Origin of the sequence: Solibacillus merdavium, from assembly GCF_014836935.1 — a bacterium.
Taxonomy (GTDB): Bacteria; Bacillota; Bacilli; order Bacillales_A; family Planococcaceae; genus Solibacillus; species Solibacillus ferritrahens.
This window is the reverse complement of record NZ_JACSPW010000005.1, coordinates 61636-78030: the sequence shown is the minus strand read 5'-3', so window position 1 is coordinate 78030 and position 16395 is coordinate 61636. Positions and strand designations below refer to the sequence as shown.

The window sequence follows — 16395 nt, the reverse complement described above, 5'->3', positions numbered from 1 at the left end:
TATAAACCTTCAGCCTGCATGTTAAAAACCTTTAATTTTTGGTTCAGTTCCATTTTTAATGCGTATAATATTCTCGCGGTGACGATAAAAGATAAAGGAAGCTAAAATTGCTACTAAAATAAAGAGCGCATATTCACCCGTAACAATCCAATTAATCGTTACATAGATGATCGCCACTGCTGATGCAATCATTGAAGTTAAGCTCACCATTTTTGTCGTTTTTAATGAAATGATAAATACAGTAAGTAAAACAAGGAATAATGGCAAATTATAACCTAAGATGATACCAGCACTTGTCGCTACGGCTTTACCGCCACGGAAGCTCGCAAATATCGGGAACATATGCCCCGCTGCTGCAACGATACCAAGAATAAGTGGATGAACAGTACTATCACTGAAAATTGCTAACAGCGGCAATAAAACTGCTGCTGTCCCTTTAAAAATATCAAGTAGCAGTACAGCAATTCCAGGTTTCTTACCTAGAACTCTAAATGTATTCGTAGTGCCTAAATTACCGCTGCCTTGCTTTCGGATATCTGTTTTATAAAAAATTTTCCCTATCCATAATGCAGATGGGATGGAACCGATTAAATAAGCACAAATAATTATTAAAGCGTTGATCAAGAAGTTGTGCTCCTTTCAAATGTCAGAATTATTAGTTGGTACTAATAGTATGTTATGAATATTCTACAATGTTTTTTAATAGAAGGAAAGAGGTATTATTTTTTCGTAATAACAGGATGGAAACAGGGAAAAAGTTACATTTGTTTATCAACTATTAAAGGATAGGCTTTTAAACGTCGGTTTTTGATGATACAATTAGTCTTTGCAAAGCCTAAAAAAGTACGCTCAAACATTGACATCATGCATATTTGAAAGTACGATTAGGTAGTAAATAGAACGTTTGTTTGTATTTTTTGGAGGGGATTGCATTTGGTTAAAAATCAATCGGGTATGTCTTATAATGAAGATGCCATTCAAGTATTAGAAGGTTTAGAAGCCGTACGAAAAAGACCAGGGATGTATATTGGTTCTACAGATAGTCGAGGTCTTCACCACTTAGTGTACGAAATTGTAGATAACGCAGTGGATGAAGCACTTGCTGGATTTGGTAATCATATCATCGTGAAGATTCATGAAGATAATAGTATTAGCGTACGAGACCATGGTCGTGGTATGCCTACAGGTATGCATAAAATGGGTAAGCCAACTCCGGAAATTATTTTTACTGTACTCCATGCAGGTGGTAAATTTGGACAGGGTGGCTACAAAACGAGTGGCGGTTTACACGGTGTAGGTTCATCTGTTGTAAATGCTTTGTCCTCATTTTTAGAAGTAACAATTTACCGTGATGGGCAAATTTATCGCCAACGTTTCGAGCAAGGTGGTAAACCAGCTACATCCCTTGATATGATTGGAAAAACAAAGGAAACAGGTACATTGGTACATTTCCTACCTGATTCAACGATTTTTTCAGCGACAAAGTATAATTATGACACGCTGGCAGAGCGCCTGCGTGAATCAGCATTTTTATTAAAAGGTCTAAAAATTGAGTTAATCGATGAGCGTGTTGATGAACGCGGACAAGGCCAGCATGAAACTTTCTTCTATGAAAATGGTATTGAAGCATTTGTTGCCTACTTGAATGAAGAAAAAGATGTTCTGCATCCTGTTAAATATGTGGAAGGCATACTTCAGGAAATTGAAGTGGAATTTGCCCTGCAATTTAATGACGGTTATTCCGAAACTATCCTGTCGTTCGTAAACAATGTACGTACACGTGATGGCGGAACACATGAAACAGGTGCGAAGTCTGCATTAACACGAGTGTTTAATGAATATGCAAGAAAAATTGGTTTATTAAAAGAAAAAGATAAAAATCTGGAAGGCGTTGACATTCGCGAAGGTTTAACCGCGATTGTTTCAGTGCGTATTCCCGAGAATCTACTACAGTTTGAAGGTCAGACGAAAGGCAAGCTCGGAACATCTGAGGCGCGTTATGTTGTCGATACAGTCGTTTCTGAAAAGTTATTGTATGTATTGGAGGAAAACGCAGAGCTTTCGGCATCTTTAGTTCGAAAGGCGATTCGTGCTCATCAAGTTCGTGAAGCAGCTCGTAAAGCACGTGATGATGCAAGAAACGGTAAAAAGAAAAAATCGAGTACTTTGCTGTCAGGGAAGCTAACGCCTGCACAATCGAAAAATGCGGCGAGAAACGAACTGTATTTAGTAGAGGGTGATTCTGCAGGCGGTTCGGCGAAACAAGGTCGGGATCGTACTTTCCAAGCCATTTTGCCTTTACGCGGTAAAGTTATCAACACTGAAAAGGCAAAGCTGCAGGACATTATGAAAAACGAGGAAATTGCTACGATTATCCATACTATAGGAGCGGGTGTCGGCGCGGATTTCAATGTAGAAGATGCCTGCTACGATAAAGTGGTCATTATGACGGATGCCGATACAGATGGCGCACATATTCAAGTACTTTTACTCACATTTTTCTATCGCTATATGCGTCCATTAATCGAAGCCGGTAAAGTCTACATAGCATTGCCACCATTGTATAAAGTATCTAAAGGGTCTGGGAAGAAGCAGGAGCTTGTATATGCTTGGACAGAGCAGGAGCTTAGTGCCGCTACGAAGAAAATTGGCAAAGGCTACGTTATCCAACGCTATAAAGGTTTAGGTGAGATGAATGCCGACCAGCTTTGGGATACAACGATGAATCCGGAAACGCGTACATTAATTCGCGTAAAAATTGAAGATGGTGCTCGTGCGGAACGTCGTATTACAACATTGATGGGCGATAAAGTTGAGCCCCGACGTAAATGGATTGAATCTAACGTCAACTTCGGCATGGAAGAGGATGCAAGCATTTTAGAAAATGAATTCATCCAGCATGAGGAGGCAAAAGATAAATGAGTTTTGTTGAGAAATTTCAGGATTTACCATTAGAAGAAGTAATGGGTGACCGTTTTGGTCGCTATTCAAAATATATTATTCAAGATCGTGCATTACCTGACACACGCGATGGCTTAAAACCTGTACAACGCCGTATATTATATGCGATGTTCCATGAAGGTAATACTTTTGACAAACCATTCCGTAAATCCGCGAAAACGGTCGGAAATGTAATCGGTAACTACCATCCGCACGGGGATTCTTCTGTGTATGATGCGATGGTCCGAATGAGTCAAGATTGGAAAAGCCGTCACATGTTAATTGAAATGCACGGTAACAACGGGTCGGTCGACGGAGATCCGCCGGCTGCGATGCGTTATACAGAAGCGCGTCTATCAACCATTGCTGCAGAGCTATTGCGTGATATTAATAAAAATACAGTTGAATTCGTACCAAACTTTGATGATCAGGATATGGAACCAACTGTTTTACCATCACGCTTTCCGAATCTGTTGGTTAATGGAGCTACCGGAATATCTGCTGGTTATGCGACAGACATCCCTCCACATAATTTACAAGAAGCTCTCGATGCAGTTTTAATGCGTTTAGACAATAAAAACTGTACAGTCGATGAACTGATGACAGTTATAAAAGGACCTGATTTCCCGACAGGTGGCATTATACAAGGTGTCGATGGTATCAAAAAGGCATTTGAAACAGGGAAAGGAAAAATTATTGTTCGTTCACGCACAGAAATCGAGCAGTTAAAAGGGAATAAAGAGCAAATTATTATTTCTGAAATTCCTTTCGAAGTGAATAAGGCGAACATGATTCGTAAAATGGATGAATTACGTGTGAACGATCGTCGTTTAGATGGTATTTCAGAAATTCGTGATGAATCAGACCGTGATGGAATGCGCATCGTCGTGGAATTAAAAAAAGATGTACAGGCACAAGGTATTTTAAACTTTTTATTAAAATCAACGGATTTACAAGTGTCTTATAATTTTAATATGATTGCCATTCATAATCGCCGTCCGATGATGATGACGTTACCTCTTATGCTTGATGCCTATATTGATCACCAAAAGGAAATTGTACGTCGCAGATCACAATATGATCTAACACGTGCACAAGATCGATTACATATTGTCGAAGGGCTTATGAAGGCATTATCGATTTTAGACGAAGTGATAGAAACAATCCGTGCGTCAAAGGACAAGCGTGATGCAAAAAATAATATTATCGATAAATTCGGCTTTTCGGAAGAGCAGGCAGAAGCAATTGTAAGCCTTCAACTTTACCGTCTAACAAATACGGATATAACACAATTACAAAGCGAGCAAGAAGAATTAAGTGAACTCATCTTAAAATTAACAGCGATTTTGGACGATGAGAAAAAATTAATTCGTGTCATTAAAACTGAGCTAAACGATATTAAAAAGCGTTTTCCATCACCGCGTCTATCAGCTATCGAAGCAGAAATAGAAGAGATTAAAGTGACGCGCGATGTATTGGTTCCAAGTGAGGAAGTTGTCGTAACCGTTACAAAAGATGGTTATGTTAAACGTACAAGTCTTCGTTCGCATAGTGCTTCCAATGGGAAGGATTTCGCAATGAAGGACTCCGATTACTTAATATACGAAGCTAATTTAAATACACAGCATCACTTATTGCTGTTTACGAGTAAAGGTCACTATATTTACCAGCCGGTCCATGAGTTGCCTGATATTCGTTGGAAAGACTTAGGTCAGCATATTTCAAGTATCGTACCAATTGACTCCAATGAGGAAATTATCGAGGTAATTGGAATAGAGACATTTGAGCAGTCGAATGTTTATGTGTTTACAGCTACAAGAGACGGGCAAATTAAACGTTCGGCCCTTACGGATTATGTTGTAACACGTTATTCAAAACCAATTAAAACGATGAACCTTAAAGGTGACGACGAAATGATCTTTGCGCGTCTTGTTACCGAGGAGGAAGAAGTTCTATTATCGACAAATACTAGCTATACGATTCGATTCCCAATGGAAGATTTACCTGTGACAGGTGTAAAAACAGCAGGTGTTAAAGGGATAGTTGTAAAAGAGGGCGAGTATTTAGCTGCTGTCGCTATTTTAGATCCAAAGCAAGAGCAGGAGTTAATTATTGTGACGCAACGCGGTGCTGTTAAGCGAATGCTATTAAATGAGCTCGAGCTTGGCAATCGTGCAAAGCGTGGTGTTGTGATTCTTAAAGAGCTAAAAGCGAATCCACACCGTATTTATACGATTTTAGTTGTAGGTTTTAGAGATACATTTACAATCGAAACAGAAAAAGGTATAGATGAAACAATCCAAGTAACCAATTTAACAAGAGCCGACCGTTATTCCAATGGTTCGCTTCGTATAGATACTGAAGCAGACGGAGCTATTTCACGGGCTTTTGTCAATCAAAAGGTGTAACAGTCGTGTATAATTCAGGTAACATTCACATATGATAAAAGTAATTCATTGACATGTAAGCCAGACTTTCATACAATGAAGTTAGTAAGATTCATGCGTGATGGATCTACAGTAGTACAAGGCGATTGGGTGGCCCCCAATCGCTTTTTTTATGGAAATGAAAACCCCCTGCTATGCGGGGGGTTCTAAAAAGCTTTTAGCTATGGACAAAAAAAATACTCCAATCGTACAATAAAATCAGGTCTGGTCAACCGATTACGTACGAAAGGAGTTCCAATAATGGATAATAAAAGTTTAGCACATACAACATGGAATTGTAAGTATCACATAGTGTTTGCGCCAAAATACAGAAGAAGAATTATATATGGAAAAATAAAAGCGGATATCGGAAAAATATTACGTCAACTATGTGAAAGAAAAGGCGTAGAAATTATTGAAGCGACAGCATGTCCGGATCATATACATATGTTAGTGAGTATTCCACCAAAGCTAAGTGTGTCTGCGTTTGTTGGATACCTCAAAGGAAAAAGTAGTTTGATGATATTCGATCGACATGCCAATCTGAAATATAAATATGGGAACCGGAAATTCTGGTGTCGCGGATATTATGTAGATACAGTAGGTCGAAACAGAAAAGTCATTCAAGAGTATATAAAAAATCAATTGCAAGAAGATTACGTAGAGGATCAAATGTCGATGAAAGAATTCATTGACCCATTCACAGGAGAAGAAATAAATCGAAGAAAAAATAAATAAACCGCTTTAGCGGTAGTCGGAAACGTAGTGCGGTTGGCAGACCTTTCAGAACGTCTTTAGACGTGGGCCAGTAACCCAGCGTTTCACGCGCAGAGAAAACCACCAGTTCGACTGGTGGTTTTTATTTTTCCGAAGCAGCCTTAGCCTTTTCTTTGCGTGATGGATAAGACACAGTAGTACACCTCCTTTACAAAAGGAGTCAGCTGGATGCTGCTTTCATATTGTACCATGAAATGTTAAATAGGAATCTCTCTTTTTAGACAAAGAGACAATAGAAAAACGTCAAAGGCTGAGGAAGATTTCTTCAGCTTTCGACGTTTTTTTATCGTTAACGATTTTACATAAGTCCATTTAGCGTCCGGTCGTAAAAGAATATTATTTTGCTTTAATGCGCCGAATGAAAATGAAGAGTAATCTTCTTCTACTATGAATTGAAATACAAACTGCTGTTCATCATCTGTTCCCGTGAATTGGACGACGTGTTGCCCAGCGCGGGCAGTGAAGTATTCCCAATAAGTCGTTTCATAATGCGTATCAAACACTTCAGAAATTGATGCATTCTCTTTATATGGCCATTTCTGTGCTTTTATATAATCAATGTAAGGGGAGTCCGTATCAATCTCTGTACCGTTCAGTACAAAGCCGGTAATACAGCCCATAGCAGCAACACAAATCAAAACACGGATATGTTGTCCAATCGTCACGACTCTCACTCCTCAAAAATAAGTGAAATTTCGACCAGTTGCGTTATAAAAAATCAGCCTCTAACTAGGTTAGAAGCTGATTGATTTTCTATGACTTATGAAAAGTAGGGAATATTATCTTAGTGTGAAATATCTTGAACTGAAATACCTGTTTGCGCTTTAACTTCAACTTCACGATATTTCGCAGCATCCATTTCTTTCGACATTAATGTACCAATAAATCCTCCGATGAAGCCAAGTGGTACAGAAATAATCGCTGGGTTCGTTAACATAATTAACGGATCACCTATGAAGATTGCTTTACCTTCTACTGGATTCCATACGTTTGGAGACACTGCTACTAAAATTAATGCTGAAACTAGACCTGTTAACATGGCTGATACTGCACCTGTTGTATTGAAGCGTTTCCAATAAATCGTGTAAATAATTACTGGTAGGTTTGCAGATGCCGCGATACAGAATGCTAACGATACTAAGAATGCTACGTTTAACGTCTGAGCACCAAGAGCTAAAAGAATTGATACTACAGAGATAATAATCGAACCGATACGAGCTGCCTTAACAGCTTCTTTTTCAGTGATTTTACCCTTTTTAATAATTTGACCATAAATATCATGTGATAGGGCAGATGCACCAGAAAGTACTAGACCTGCTACTACCGCTAAGATTGTCGCGAATGCTACGGCACATACGAATGAGAATAGGATGTCGCCACCAAGAGCCTGAGCTAATAGTGGGGCAGCCATATTACCTGCCGGGTTTGCCGCAACGATTTCATCTCTGCCTACGAATGCAGCAGCACCGAAGCCAAGGAAGATTGTTAATACATAGAATAAACCTACAATCCAAGTAGCCCAAATTACTGAAGAACGAGCTGTTTGCGCATCTTTTACAGTGAAGAAACGCATTAGGATATGCGGAAGACCTGCTGTACCAAGTACTAACGCGATAAGCATTGAAATCGTATCAATACCATTTGTGTAGCGTAGTCCAGGATTTAAATATGCTTCACCATGCTCTGTTACAGTAGTCATATGAGTGAACATGTTTGCAATAGAGAAGTCGAATTTTGCTAATACTAAGAATGAGATAATAATAGTACCTAACATTAAAAGTACTGCTTTAATAATCTGTACCCAAGAAGTGGCAGTCATACCACCAAATAATACGTATGTTGTCATCATGACACCTACTAAAAGTACAGCCATCCAGTATTCAATACCTAATAGTAATTGAATAAGGGCACCAGCACCAACTAGCTGAGCGATCATGTAGAATAATACGATTGTAATAGTAGATAATGCTGCTGTACCACGTACTTTTGCTTTATCGAAACGAGCAGTAATCATATCTGCCAAAGTGAATCGACCTAAGTTACGTAATGGCTCAGCTACGATGTATAAAACTACTAAGTAAGCTACTAAGTATCCGATAGAGAAGAAGAATCCATCGAAACCGAATAATGCAATCGAACCGGCGATACCTAGGAATGACGCTGCCGATAAATAGTCACCGGCAATTGCTAGTCCATTTTGCCAACCAGTTAAACCGCCGCCAGCTGTATAGAAGTCAGACGCACTTGAAGTACGTTTTGAAGCCCACCAAGTAATGACTAAAGTTAAACCTACGATTGCTACGAAGAAGAATATGGCTGTAAAACTCATTTGCCTTTACCTCCCTCATACTCTGCAATAATAGCTTTTGCTTCAGAGTCAAATTTGTTTGCACGCGCTACATAGAAGTGCGCTAATCCCCAAGTCATTACGAATAGGCCAGCTGAATATACCCAAACCCATGTAATGTTGCCGATTGCTTTTTGATGTAGAATTTCAGTGAATGACGTCAAGATTGGTAATAACATATAAAGTGCTAAAAAGATTGCCGTCATTGTCCATAGAAATACATTCTTTTTCTTTGCAAGCTGTTTAAAAGATTGCTGTGATGCGATTCTTTCATAATCAATAATTGGCTTTTGATTATTCCCCATAAACATTCCCCCGTTTGTGATTAATATTACTGCTTAATGTGCGTAAAATTCTCTTTTAAGGAATTCACATTTTCATTCTATTTTAGCTGTAACAAAATTGCAATACTTTTTAAGAAAATTATGTGAAAAAACTTTTCGGAAAAATATGTTTAATAGAGAAAAAAAGCTACATAACAGAACAGATTAATGTTATTTGTATTTCGTTTATAAGATAGAAAGGTAGACAGCGCAACGTTTACTATGGAATCACAAAAAGTAGATTTTGAGATTTTGCAGAAATTTATGATAAGAAAATATTATATGTTTTAATAAGAAATAGTAATATTCGAAAAACAATTTACTTTTCAAAATATTCTTTTTAGTTTATTCAGAAAATTATATTTATAAAGTAGAAAGCATAAAAAATAAAAAAACTGCTCGAAAATGTTGAAATTTCGAGACAGTTTTCTATTAAATATTTATTTAAATACTAATGTGAAACATCCTGTACAGAAATACCAGTATGTGCTTTCACGCGGATTTCTTTATAAATACGTTCTGCTTCCAACTGTTCTACTTTATTTGCCGTTAATATAGATCCTAAATAACCGGCAATGAAGCTGAGTGGTATTGTAATAATTGCTGGTACAGCCAAGTTTACAAGTGGCTCTCCTACGAAAATAGCATTACCAGTAGGGCTCCAAATGTTTGGTCCAAGTGCACCCAATACTAAACAGGAAACTAGACCTGTTACCATCGCAGCAACTGCACCATTGGCATTGAACTTTTTCCAGTAGATTGTGTAAAGAATAACCGGTAAGTTTGCAGAAGCACCAATACAGAAAGCAAATGACACTAAGAATGATACGTTTAAGCTTTGTGCAAATAATGCTAATACAATAGAAACTACCGCAATTGAAATAGAACCGATTCGAGCAGCTAATACTTGCTGTTTCTCTGTCAATTTACCATCATTTAAGATTTCACCGTAAATATCATGTGAAATGGCAGAAGCACCTGTTAATACTAGTCCAGATACTACAGCTAAAATTGTCGCAAAGGCAACGGCACAAATAAATGATAATAAAATATTGCCGCCTAAGAACTCAGCTAATAGTGGTGCAGCTGTATTACCTGCAGAATTTTCCGCTATAATGGCATCAAATCCTACGAAATGCATCGCACCAAAGCCTAAGAAAATCGTTAACGAGAAGAAAATTGCTGTGATCCAAGTAGTCCAAGAGATTGATTGACGTGCTGTTTTAGCATCCTTAACCGTGAAGAATCGCATTAAAATATGTGGTAAACCTGATGTACCTAACACTAATGCAAGCATCATGGAAACCGAATCAATTGTCGAAGTATATTTAACGCCAGGAACTAAATACTGATCCCCGTAATTTGTACTTACTGTATCAAACATTTTCACTAAATTAAAATCAAACTTGGCAAATACTAAAAATGCCAACAATGTTGTACCGAATAATAATAGACCTGCTTTAATAATCTGAACCCAGCTAGTCGCTGTCATTCCACCGAATAATACGTATGTAGTCATCATAACTCCAACAATAAGAACGGCCAACCAATAATCAATACCGAATAACAGTTTAATTAATGCACCTGCACCTACTAACTGTGCAATCATATATAAAATTACGATAATAATAGTACCTGTCGCAGCAACCCCACGAATTCGCTTTTCATTGAAACGTGCTGTCAGCATATCCGCTAAAGTGTATCGACCTAAATTACGCATAGGTTCTGCAATTATATATAGAAGAACTAAATTTGCTACTACATATCCGACAGAGAAGAAGAAGCCATCAAAGCCCGTTAATGCAATGGCACCGGATACCCCTAAAAACGCAGCTGCCGATAAATAGTCCCCAGCAATGGCAAATCCGTTTTGCCAACCTTTTAACCCACCACCGGCTGTGTAGAAGTCACTTGCAGATGAAGTTCTTTTTGCTGCAATATATGTAACGATTAATGTTAAACCGACAATCCCTAGAAAGAAACCTGCTGACACTAAGTTCATTGTTGCGCACCTGCCTTTTTATATTCCTGTAAAACAGCTGCTGCAGTTTTATCAAACTTTGCTGCCATGTTTACGTAAAGTGTACAAAGCACGATTGTCATAATAAATAGGGCAAGTGAATAAACCCAAACCCATGTTATACTACCAATCGCTTTCTGTTGTAACACAGGTGTGAACGCCAAAACCGGTAATAAAATGTAAAATGTCAAAAATGTTATAGTTATACCGAATAAAAATGTGTTTTTCTTCTTTACAAATTGATTGAATGTTTCCATACGATCGATTGCATCATAGTTGATTGCATCGTGTTTCGCTGAGTATTTCTCCCCTGAATTGCTCAACGTAATTCCCCCTTACGAATTATTATTCTGTTTTAAACGGAATATTACTTTTTGAAACCGTTAATAGTACTCATTGTAAGAGGGAATACTTTATAATGCAATAATAATTTTTCTGAATAATTAAAATTAGAGGACCTTGTATGAAGTAGAATTAATACGTTATTTGAAGAAAATTCAAGTCGTTTTATGTAAAAATATATTGATGAATTATTATTTCAAATTCATAATCAACAAAAAACAAATATTAAAAAGAAAAATATATACATAAAGCAAGATATTACATTTCGTTACTCTAATATAATAGATGGTGTTGAATAAAATGGAGAGGGTTTAGTATGTACTATAACAACAATAAAATGATAAAATTTTGATATTGATGAAAATAAAAAAAATTCTTTTCATAGTGATGTTATGATTAGAGCAGTAGTTTTAAAAAATAAGCCACTTATTGAACATGGAGAAGAATTAAAATGATAAATATTTGATATCAACTTTATAATATCCCGTGTTTTTTTAAACGTCGAGCAAATAAATGTCAAAAGGATGGTAAAGTATGTTAAATCTTCAAACTGAACGATTACGTTTTGAACAATATACTTTGGAAGATGTAGAAGTTGTAACAGCACTTGTAACGGATGCGCGGGTTATGCAGTTTATCGGAGACGGTAACGTAAAAGATCAAGCTTATGCCAAGCATTTAATTGAACGCATGCTAGAACAATACAGAAACTTTGGTGATTATGGTTTACATAAATTGATCCATAAAGAAACAGGGGAATTCATAGGGCATGCAGGATTGGTTGCACAGATTATTGATGATGCTTTCGAGATGGAGCTTGGCTACTGGATAGCACCAGCTTATTGGCAGCAAGGGTATGGGTTTGAAGCAGCGCGCGCATTAAAGGGCTATGCAGATGAAGAGATGTATTTAGAACGGTATGTATCGGCAATTCAGGTAGGGAATACAGGCTCAAAGCAAATCGCCCTTAAAAATGGAATGAAGCTAGAAAAGGTGATTACGATGGAAGGTAAGTCTGTTGAAATTTATGTACTTGAAAATGAAATTGAATGAGGAATCAAACGTGAAAAGTTATTTTATAAGTTATGAAGCATTTAAACAAAAAGGAGGATCCATTAAAACAACGACAATTACGTATGAAGAGCTGCTTGCAGTGTTAACAATGCATATGGAACGTTTAGATAAACAGTTTTCACTGATTATTAATGGACACCTGCCAAAGCCATTACATCAAATCCTAGATGATGCATTTGAACAAAGTCATTTATATAAGGCATTTTATACACAGCATTGTGCTAATCGTAGTTATCGTTATCGCAGTTTGTCCAAAAATCGTGTGAAGGTGGATTTTACACTAAGTTATCGTATGAATCGAAAAGATGAAAAACAGATGCTTGAAGAAGTTGAATCGGTGCTTCAGCATATTACTACACCTAACATGTCATCACTTCAAAAGGTGATCGCGGTACATGATTATATTGTCAGAACGTATAGCTATGAACTTCATACAAAAGGTTCTCCATTTTCAGTAGCTACGTTTATGAAAGAAAAGCGCGGAGTTTGTATGGCGTATGCGTTGTTATTTGAAAAGATGATGGAAGTGTTACAGATTCCTTGTCATTATGTAATAGGGAAGGCTGATGGGGAAGGTGATGCCGGTCATGCGTGGAATATGGTGGAGATTGACGGGCAATGGTATCACATTGATGTAACTTGGGATGATATTGGCCATGTGTTTGAACATCATGAAATTCGATATCGTTATTTTTTATTAACTGATGAACAAATTGCCAAAAATCATCAATGGGACCTTGATCTGTATCCACCTTGTACGAGTGAACGGTTTAACGCGATGCATCATTTGTATGATGTGTGCATTGCTGGTGATCTGCTTATTTATCCGCATTCTAAAACTGCTTATTTAACGGCGATGGATCCTGAAACATTGCAAACTAAAAAGCTTGCTGACATTCGTGTTCAATATTGTACGTATGCGAATGGGCTTGTGTATATGGTTAATCATTCTGATGGGGCTACACTTTATACATTTGATGTAGAAACGACTGAATTAACGAAATGTAGTAAGGATCAGATACATGCGATTAAAAAGACGTCTAGTGAGGTTGTAGTGATGTATGCTAATGGGAAACAGGAAATGTTTGAAATTGATACGGGTACGGATGATTCTGAACGTGCTGAACAAACGCCTGAATTTGATGAAGCGCGGTATACGATCGTTTCTATGATGTCGCTTGGTGATAGCTACCTTGCAACTTTTAATAGTGAAACGGATGATATACCGGCATTTAAAAGCGCGGATGGAGTGGAATTGTACATCAATGAGCCAATCCGGCAACTGACAGTGTCGCTGGAGTTGAATAAAGGCATACAGTTGCAAATGACAACAAACCGCAAACAGGTTCAATTTAAGAAATCAGCAAAATTAGTCCTGCCATTATCCTATATAGAGCTATATATCCCAGTTATCGAAAAACAATTGGACAAGAAAGTTACTGTTTTTGACAAAAGTATTAGTATTGATGTTTCCCGTAGCTTGCTGATACAAATCAAAAATAAATAGCTATTGTCGAATGAAGAAAGGATTTTTAGAAAATGTTGAAATACAATATTAAATGTATCAAAAGCGGGGGATAACTATGAATAGATTAAATCTTATAACACTTGGTACAAACGATATTGTAAAATCACACAATTTTTTTAAAAGTCTTGGATTCCAAACATCGATCAGAGGAACCGAATCCAACCCTGCCATTATTTTCTTCAAAAATGAAGGTACTAGAATTGCATTGTATCCAATGAAGGAACTAGTAAAAGACATTAATAAAGATAATCTGCCAGCTATACCAGGTGGATTTGCAGGAATCACACTGGCTTATAATGCTAAATCAATTGAAGAAGTTGATGAAATAATCAATAAAGCCAAATCTGCTGGTGCAACCATTCAAAAAGAGCCTAAAAATACTGATTGGGCCGGTTACGGTGGATACTTCACAGACCTAGACGGCTATTATTGGGAAGTTGCTTACGGTGAAGATTGGGAATTCGACGAATCAAATATGTTAGTTATTAAAGATCAGCAAGCAACTTGATGAAAATGATCGAGAAAGTTTGTTCCAACAGCTTGAAGTTCGATAACTTTATTTTTAAATTAAGTTAACTAGATTTTAGAGTGTTGCTGCACATAAATTGCAAGTTAGATTTAATTGCTTAAAATAGCATATACAATTAAAAATTTAATTAAATAAAAAACACCTTGAATTAGCTGAATTTAGACTTAAAATAAATTCAGCTAATTCAAGCCTAAATTTCTCATTCCGTCTCACTGTTATAAGTATACTTTTGAAACGATACGTAACTTCCTATAATATATATTATGACCGTGTCCCTAAAGTGGATTTGACTTATATGTCCTTCTGATTCCCTCAGGTAACTTCTAACTTTATACATGGACAAGAAAGTCTGGTCTTTGATGTTTAATACCAATTCCTCTTCAATTTTAATGTTTAAATCGAAAAATTTATAGAGCTTGATATAAAAAACTAGAGAACTTCTTGTCCATTTACAACAAGACTTCTTGCTTTCTTTTTAGACAACCAACAAGTCCTGTCTATTAAACATTGCTTTTAATTAAATATTTGATATAGCATTCATTTCTTTTTTTAATCTAACCCTCATTATCATTAAATATTCATTTGATTGACGGATTCAACGAAGTGTTCCGCTTATTTTATAAGCTTGTATCGTTTATTTGTTGTAATAAAGAACATGGAAATAATTATTACGACTACTATTGTGACCAATAATTGTAAGGCTAATCCCCAATCTAAATAATTATTAAGGTAATAGAAATTTCGCTGTTTAGATATGATTTGTCCCACTTGAATATATGACGTCGGAAAGTTTTGTACATCCCAGAAATTCCCCACCTTACGGCTGAAATAAATATTTTCTCCAAAAATAAGTAGTAAGCCAGCAAATAAGTTAACCATTTCTTGACGAAATATAAGACTTAATAAAACCGCGCCACTTATAATGACAATAATCCATACAAAAAGTAAAATGGCTGATTTCGATAAAAATTGAGATAATGTCATCATTTCAAATTTGCCATCTTTTAAGTATTCTAAATGAGCTGCATATTCTGGCGATGGTAAATGGAGATGTCCAAAGCTATTTTGGAAGCCTATAACAAGGAAACCTAATCCTAATGGAACAAGTAAAGCACAGGAACCTATAAACACGACAATCATTTTGACAAGCAGCTTTCTCCAGTCATTTATAGGAATTCCTTTTATAATGGATGAATGTCGTCGATCTTTAGTTACGATATCTACAGCCAAAAGCAAGACACAAACAAATAGGATGATTGGTAGAATTTCTTTTAAAAGTCGTTCCAATGTTTGAAATGCTGTCCTTTGTTCAAATGCATCAATAGTTAAATCAAAATCTGCTTTCGAATAAGCATCATAGCGAGCCGCTTGCTCTAAATAAGCATAAAAGGCATCTTCATCAGCATACCCTTTATTGTTAATAAAGTACTTAGGGTTATATGAAAATAATTCATTTCTATATGTAGTGGCGTTCGTTATATAATACCAATCACGCGTCAATTCAGCATATTTTGTTAAATCCCCTTCTTCTAAAGCGTCTAATCTTCCTTTATCGATAGGATTAATGGCTTTAAAGACATCGATCGCATACAGTAAAGAAGGATGTGCGCCATTTAAATCCTGCCCTTCGATTCCATCCAGAAACTCCTGACGCGTTAAATAACGTGCCTCAATTTCATTCTCGCTTACACTTTCTATTGGATCATAATTAGGGACTATTTGAAATACATAATAAAGTGTCGCAAAAGTAAGTAGAAAATAGATTGCTAAATTTTTTATATTTGAAAAAAATTGCTTGAACTCGAATTTAAAATAACTCCACACTAAGCCAATTCCCCCTACCCTCTACTCATTTTTTCAGTATTCTAGCCAACAGATCCTGAAAGATTACCCAATCCATTTACAGGAAAAGGGCTCAATCACAATGAAGAATCATTTTAAATTCAACTGTAATTTATACATAATATACCATATATTTGTAAAATTTCGAAACTTTGATTATTCTATTAATTATAACAACATTATAAAAATAAATAAGTGTGTATTTAACACAACAGAAAAGTGACTTTGCCTTACCTACTACATAGCG

13 protein-coding genes are annotated in these 16395 nt (G+C 36.5%); 6 read left to right on the top strand and 7 right to left on the bottom strand.

Features of this window, described 5'->3' with window-relative positions; all coding sequences use genetic code 11:
* Positions 1 to 21: 21 nt before the first annotated feature.
* Positions 22 to 624, bottom strand: coding sequence for a glycerol-3-phosphate 1-O-acyltransferase PlsY (plsY, locus tag H9632_RS07045; protein WP_191703408.1), 603 nt, complete (start codon positions 622 to 624; stop codon positions 22 to 24).
* Positions 625 to 933: 309 nt separating this feature from the next.
* Between plsY and parE the strand changes: the two genes are divergently transcribed.
* The 3 genes from parE (at position 934) to tnpA (ending at position 6104) form a co-directional block, all read left to right on the top strand.
* Positions 934 to 2922: a DNA topoisomerase IV subunit B gene (parE, locus tag H9632_RS07040; RefSeq protein ID WP_191703407.1), complete on the top strand. Its 1989-nt coding sequence runs from the start codon at positions 934 to 936 to the stop codon at positions 2920 to 2922.
* Positions 2919 to 5348: a DNA topoisomerase IV subunit A gene (gene parC, locus H9632_RS07035; RefSeq protein WP_191703406.1), complete on the top strand. Its 2430-nt coding sequence runs from the start codon at positions 2919 to 2921 to the stop codon at positions 5346 to 5348. The genes parE and parC overlap by 4 nt, the downstream gene beginning before the upstream one ends.
* 279 nt (positions 5349 to 5627) lie before the next feature.
* On the top strand, positions 5628 to 6104 hold the full coding sequence (gene tnpA, locus H9632_RS07030) for an IS200/IS605 family transposase (RefSeq protein ID WP_191703405.1): 477 nt from the start codon (positions 5628 to 5630) through the stop codon (positions 6102 to 6104).
* A gap of 236 nt (positions 6105 to 6340) precedes the next feature.
* On the opposite strand, the gene H9632_RS07025 is transcribed toward tnpA, so the two are convergent.
* The 5 genes from H9632_RS07025 to H9632_RS07005 form a co-directional block, all read right to left on the bottom strand.
* Positions 6341 to 6808 (bottom strand): hypothetical protein, encoded by a 468-nt coding sequence (locus tag H9632_RS07025; RefSeq protein ID WP_191703404.1) that lies wholly within the window; start codon positions 6806 to 6808, stop codon positions 6341 to 6343.
* Positions 6809 to 6927: 119 nt separating this feature from the next.
* A complete protein-coding gene (locus tag H9632_RS07020) occupies positions 6928 to 8472 on the bottom strand; it encodes a solute symporter family protein (protein WP_191703403.1) in 1545 nt (514 codons plus the stop codon).
* Positions 8469 to 8795, bottom strand: coding sequence for a DUF485 domain-containing protein (locus H9632_RS07015; protein WP_191703402.1), 327 nt, complete (start codon positions 8793 to 8795; stop codon positions 8469 to 8471). The genes H9632_RS07020 and H9632_RS07015 overlap by 4 nt, the downstream gene beginning before the upstream one ends.
* Before the next feature lie 469 nt (positions 8796 to 9264).
* Positions 9265 to 10815 (bottom strand): solute symporter family protein, encoded by a 1551-nt coding sequence (locus tag H9632_RS07010; protein ID WP_191703401.1) that lies wholly within the window; start codon positions 10813 to 10815, stop codon positions 9265 to 9267.
* Positions 10812 to 11156 (bottom strand): DUF485 domain-containing protein, encoded by a 345-nt coding sequence (locus H9632_RS07005; protein WP_225223723.1) that lies wholly within the window; start codon positions 11154 to 11156, stop codon positions 10812 to 10814. The genes H9632_RS07010 and H9632_RS07005 overlap by 4 nt, the downstream gene beginning before the upstream one ends.
* A gap of 553 nt (positions 11157 to 11709) precedes the next feature.
* Between H9632_RS07005 and H9632_RS07000 the strand changes: the two genes are divergently transcribed.
* The 3 genes from H9632_RS07000 to H9632_RS06990 all read left to right on the top strand — a co-directional run bounded on the left by H9632_RS07000 (position 11710) and on the right by H9632_RS06990 (position 14285).
* Positions 11710 to 12228: a GNAT family N-acetyltransferase gene (locus tag H9632_RS07000; RefSeq protein WP_191703400.1), complete on the top strand. Its 519-nt coding sequence runs from the start codon at positions 11710 to 11712 to the stop codon at positions 12226 to 12228.
* A gap of 10 nt (positions 12229 to 12238) precedes the next feature.
* A complete protein-coding gene (locus tag H9632_RS06995) occupies positions 12239 to 13756 on the top strand; it encodes a transglutaminase domain-containing protein (protein ID WP_191703399.1) in 1518 nt (505 codons plus the stop codon).
* Positions 13757 to 13832: 76 nt separating this feature from the next.
* Positions 13833 to 14285 (top strand): VOC family protein, encoded by a 453-nt coding sequence (locus H9632_RS06990; protein WP_191703398.1) that lies wholly within the window; start codon positions 13833 to 13835, stop codon positions 14283 to 14285.
* Between the two features lie 633 nt (positions 14286 to 14918).
* On the opposite strand, the gene H9632_RS06985 is transcribed toward H9632_RS06990, so the two are convergent.
* The gene (locus tag H9632_RS06985) at positions 14919 to 16130 is read right to left on the bottom strand and encodes an ABC transporter permease (RefSeq protein WP_191703397.1); all 1212 of its coding nucleotides are present in this window, start codon (positions 16128 to 16130) and stop codon (positions 14919 to 14921) included.
* Between the last annotated feature and the right edge of the window lie 265 nt (positions 16131 to 16395).

Excerpts from the sequence above, each read along its gene's own strand:
- H9632_RS06990 (WP_191703398.1), top strand. The coding sequence starts at position 13,833 with ATGAATAGATTAAATCTTATAACACTTGGTACAAACGATATTGTAAAA.
- H9632_RS07010 (WP_191703401.1), bottom strand. The coding sequence starts at position 10,815 with ATGAACTTAGTGTCAGCAGGTTTCTTTCTAGGGATTGTCGGTTTAACA.
- parC (WP_191703406.1), top strand. The coding sequence starts at position 2,919 with ATGAGTTTTGTTGAGAAATTTCAGGATTTACCATTAGAAGAAGTAATG.
- H9632_RS07015 (WP_191703402.1), bottom strand. The coding sequence starts at position 8,795 with ATGGGGAATAATCAAAAGCCAATTATTGATTATGAAAGAATCGCATCA.
- H9632_RS07020 (WP_191703403.1), bottom strand. The coding sequence starts at position 8,472 with ATGAGTTTTACAGCCATATTCTTCTTCGTAGCAATCGTAGGTTTAACT.
- tnpA (WP_191703405.1), top strand. The coding sequence starts at position 5,628 with ATGGATAATAAAAGTTTAGCACATACAACATGGAATTGTAAGTATCAC.
- H9632_RS07000 (WP_191703400.1), top strand. The coding sequence starts at position 11,710 with ATGTTAAATCTTCAAACTGAACGATTACGTTTTGAACAATATACTTTG.